The sequence below is a fragment of the Arthrobacter sp. Y3223164 genome, from assembly GCF_059091005.1.
Window position 1 is genome coordinate 1 of sequence record NZ_JBNHGF010000639.1, and the last position, 1047, is coordinate 1047.

Genomic DNA, 1047 nt, shown 5'->3' on the forward strand with positions numbered 1-1047 from the left:
GATCGCCGGGGTGTCCAGGGTGCCCGACCGGATGTCGCGTTCCTGGCCGCCGCCGTGCTGGACGGGCGTCAGCTTCACGTCCCGGCCGACCAGCAGCGCACCGACCCCCACCGGGCCGCCGATCTTGTGCCCGCTGATGGCGAGGGTGTCCAGCCCGGAGGCCTTGAAATCCACCCGCAGGTGGCCGAACGCCTGGACGGCGTCCGAGTGGACCGGGATGCCGTGCGGCTGCGCGGCGGCGACTATTTCTGCCATCGGCTGGACGCTGCCGACCTCGTTGTTGGCCCACATGACGGTGACCAACGCCACGGCCGCGGGGTCGGCTTCGATTTCCCGCCGCAGGGCCTCGACGGAGACCACGCCGTGGGCGTCGACCGGCAGCCAGACCGCCTCGGCGCCCTCATGCTTCGCCAGCCATTCCACCGTGTCGAGCACGGCATGGTGCTCCACCGGCGAACACAGGATCCGCCGCCGCCGGGGGTCGGCGTCGCGCCGGGACCAATACAGGCCCTTGACGGCAAGATTGTCGGCTTCGGTACCGCCGGACGTGAAAATCACCTCGGACGGATGCGCCCCGGCCGCGGCGGCGATGGTCTCGCGGGCGTCCTCGACCACCCTGCGGGCACGCCGGCCGGAACCGTGCAGCGAGGAGGGGTTTCCGCTGCGGCTGAGTTCATGGGTGAGTGCGGCCAGGGCCTGCGCCACAAGGGGCGTGGTCGCCGCGTGGTCAAGGTACACGGGCACGCCAATATTTTACATGCCCCGGTGCGCCTGGTTTCAGCCCGTCGCCCGGCCCCGGGAGGCTCGAAGCCCGCAGGCGGTTCAGCGCCGGTTGATCCTGGCGCAGCAGAACGGCCCGTCCGGATCCGCGGCGACGCCGTGGGACTGGTCCGCGCAGCCGGCCAGCATCCCTTGCAGCAGGGCGAGGTTCAGGCCGCATACCGTTTCCGTGTGGCTGCGGGCCAGCAAGTGGAACGGGCAGTTCCCCAGCGCGAAACCGGCCGCGTCCGGCAGCGGCCGGTAGCCCGCCGCGGCGAGGGCTTCCGC

At 71.8% G+C, this 1047-nt stretch carries 1 protein-coding gene and 1 pseudogene; both read right to left on the reverse strand.

Annotated elements, in window-relative coordinates; genetic code table 11:
- Positions 1–744, reverse strand: a 744-nt coding sequence (locus tag AC5RUJ_RS17060) for a cysteine desulfurase family protein (protein WP_494156341.1), incomplete at its 3' end; no start/stop codon positions are given.
- 78 nt (positions 745–822) lie between these two features.
- Positions 823–1047 (reverse strand): annotated as a pseudogene (locus AC5RUJ_RS17065) (helix-turn-helix transcriptional regulator); the annotation flags it as partial.